The sequence below is a fragment of the Pseudomonas sp. NPDC089530 genome, from assembly GCF_050280705.1.
Taxonomy (GTDB): Bacteria; Pseudomonadota; Gammaproteobacteria; order Pseudomonadales; family Pseudomonadaceae; genus Aquipseudomonas.
In genome coordinates this window covers 1-2,804 of record NZ_JBNNVU010000189.1, presented here as the reverse complement: position 1 = coordinate 2,804, position 2,804 = coordinate 1, and the positions used below count along the sequence as shown (strand labels likewise).

Genomic DNA, 2,804 nt, shown 5'->3' with positions numbered 1-2,804 from the left:
GTCACCTCCTGGGGCGAGTGAAACAGGATGTGGTAAAGCCGATGGTTCAAGTATTCCCGCCAGCGGTGAACAGGGTGGACTTGCCGACGTTAGGCAGGCCGACGATGCCGCAGTTGAATCCCATGGTGTTTCCCCTCGGGTAAGAGTCAGGCCTTCTGGCTGTGCAGGTTTTTCATCGCGCGGTTCCATTCCCCGGCGAAGATATCCGGCAGCACGCCGAGGGCAAAATCGATGCTGGCATCGAGCTTTTCCTGTTCGGCGCGTGGCGCGCGACCCAGGACGAAGTTCGAAACCATGCTGGCGACGCCTGGGTGGCCGATGCCAAGCCGCAAGCGGTGAAAGGTATTCTGGTTGCCCAGTTGCGCGATGATGTCGCGCAACCCGTTGTGCCCGCCATGCCCACCGCCCTGCTTGAGCTTGGCGACGCCGGGTGGCAGGTCGAGTTCGTCATGCGCCACCAGGATTTCTTCGGGCTTGATGCGGAAGAAACCGGCCAATGCCGCCACGGCCTGGCCGCTGCGGTTCATGTAGGTGGTGGGGATCAGCAAACGAATGTCCTGACCCTGGTGCGAAAAGCGCCCGGTCAGGCCGAAATACTTGCGATCGGCCACAAGGCTGATGCCTTGTTTGTCGGCGATGCGCTCAACAAAAAGGGCCCCTGCGTTATGCCGGGTCTGTTCGTATTCGGCGCCTGGATTACCCAGGCCAACGATCAGTTTGATGGCAGTCACGATAGGGGCCCTTCCTTGGAGTGGTGGATAACATCGCCGCAACCCGGGAGTGCGGCGAAAGTGGACGAAAAATGCTCATTTACCATGGATGTAAACTCCGCGTTCCCGCCCGCTTTCTCGCTACGTTCCAGTCCGCGATGTTTCCACTCACTCCGGCAAGCAGAGTGAATTACTCTGCTGCGCCTTCTGCAGCTTCTGGAGCAACACGTGGAGCGTGAACGTTGGCAACAGCCAGGTCGTTACCGTGAGCCAGAGCAACGAACTCAACGCCTTTAGGGGCCTTGAGGTTCGACAGGTGAACGATAGTGCCGACTTCAGCGTTGCCCAGGTCTACTTCGATGAACTCAGGCAGATCCTTGGCTTCGCAGGAAACTTCGATCTCGTTGGCGGTGTGGGAGATCTCGCCGCCTTTCTTGATTGCAGCTTCTTCGTTGATGAAGTGAACTGGAACCTTGGCGGTCAGTTTCTGGCCAGCAACAACGCGCACGAAGTCAGCGTGCATGATGAACTGCTTGGCTGGGTGACGCTGCATGGCTTTGACAACGACGTTCTGCTTGGCGCCGTCGATGTTCAGCTCGATAACGTGGCTGTAGGCAGCTTCGTTTTCGAACAGCTTGGCGATTTCCTTGGCCAGGATGGTCACGGACTCGGCAGGCTTGTCACCACCGTAAACAACGGCAGGGATGTTCGCAGCATGACGCAGGCGGCGGCTCGCACCTTTCCCCAGGTCAGTACGCGCTTGAGCGTTCAGAATAAAATCAGTCATTTTGTATCTCCAAAATAGCCATTACCGAGCGGCGTTTGCGACCAGCGCCAAACACGGTATGGGCAAAAAAGCCCCGCCCCGACAGGAATGCCGGGGCGGGGCGCTTTTCGTCAACGAGACATTTCGAGAAGGGCAGGGCCCTTAGCGGAACATCGCACTGATCGATTCTTCGTTGCTGATACGGCGAACCGCCTCGGCAACAACCGGCGCGATATCCAGTTGGCGGATACGTACGCAGGCTTGTGCTGCAGCGGACAGCGGGATGGTGTTGGTCACCACCAGCTCGTCCAGCACGGAATTTTCAATGTTCTCGATGGCCCGACCCGACAGCACAGGGTGTGTGCAGTAGGCAAAGACCTTGGCAGCGCCATGCTCTTTCAAGGCCTTGGCCGCGTGGCACAGGGTGCCGGCGGTATCGACCATGTCGTCGACCAGAATGCAGGTACGGCCTTCAACGTCACCGATGATATGCATCACTTCGGAGTGATTGGCTTTCTCGCGGCGCTTGTCGATGATCCCGAGATCCACGCCCAGGGACTTGGCCACGGCACGTGCACGCACGACGCCGCCAATGTCCGGGGACACGATCATCAGGTTTTCGAAACGTTGGTCTTCGATGTCATCCACCAGAACCGGGGAGCCGTAGATGTTATCTACCGGAATATCGAAGAAGCCCTGAATCTGGTCAGCGTGCAGGTCAACCGTGAGAACACGGTCGATGCCGACTACGGTGAGCATGTCAGCCACGACTTTCGCGCTGATAGCCACACGTGCGGAACGCGGACGGCGATCCTGACGGGCATAACCAAAGTAAGGAATTACAGCAGTGATTCGAGTCGCTGAGGAGCGGCGGAAGGCATCAGCCATCACGACGAGTTCCATCAGGTTATCGTTGGTCGGAGCGCAAGTCGGCTGAATAATGAAGACGTCTTTACCGCGGACATTTTCATTGATCTCAGCGGTAATTTCGCCGTCGGAAAACTTGCCGACAGAGATGTCACCGAGAGGGATATGCAGCTGACGTACGACACGCCGAGCCAGATCGGGGTTAGCGTTCCCCGTAAAGACCATCATCTTGGACACGCGCAGTACCTGAAGGCTGAGGGTATACCTGGATGAGTATAAGGAAAATGGCAGGGGCGGCTGGATTCGAACCAACGCATGGCAGGATCAAAACCTGCTGCCTTACCGCTTGGCGACGCCCCTGTAGCTGTTGCATCAAGTGCCTGGCACTTGGTTCCTTTAGAGCAGACCTTGCAGCTTGCGATGCAACATCGAAACGTTGCTTCCCTTTGCTACAAACCCTG

3 protein-coding genes, 1 tRNA gene and 1 pseudogene are annotated in these 2,804 nt (G+C 57.5%); all 5 read right to left on the bottom strand.

What is annotated here, in order from left to right:
- Positions 1-61: 61 nt before the first annotated feature.
- A pseudogene (locus tag ACQKQA_RS30040) lies at positions 62-124 on the bottom strand (GTPase); the annotation flags it as partial.
- 22 nt (positions 125-146) lie between these two features.
- A complete protein-coding gene (pth, locus tag ACQKQA_RS30035; protein ID WP_427564766.1) occupies positions 147-731 on the bottom strand; it encodes an aminoacyl-tRNA hydrolase in 585 nt (194 codons plus the stop codon).
- A 169-nt stretch (positions 732-900) separates the two neighbouring features.
- Positions 901-1,497, bottom strand: coding sequence for a 50S ribosomal protein L25/general stress protein Ctc (locus tag ACQKQA_RS30030; RefSeq protein ID WP_427564765.1), 597 nt, complete (start codon positions 1,495-1,497; stop codon positions 901-903).
- Positions 1,498-1,638: 141 nt separating this feature from the next.
- Complete coding sequence (locus ACQKQA_RS30025; RefSeq protein ID WP_003205529.1) at positions 1,639-2,580, bottom strand: ribose-phosphate pyrophosphokinase; 942 nt, start codon at positions 2,578-2,580, stop codon at positions 1,639-1,641.
- 48 nt (positions 2,581-2,628) lie between these two features.
- Positions 2,629-2,703, bottom strand: a tRNA-Gln gene (locus ACQKQA_RS30020).
- Positions 2,704-2,804: the final 101 nt, after the last annotated feature.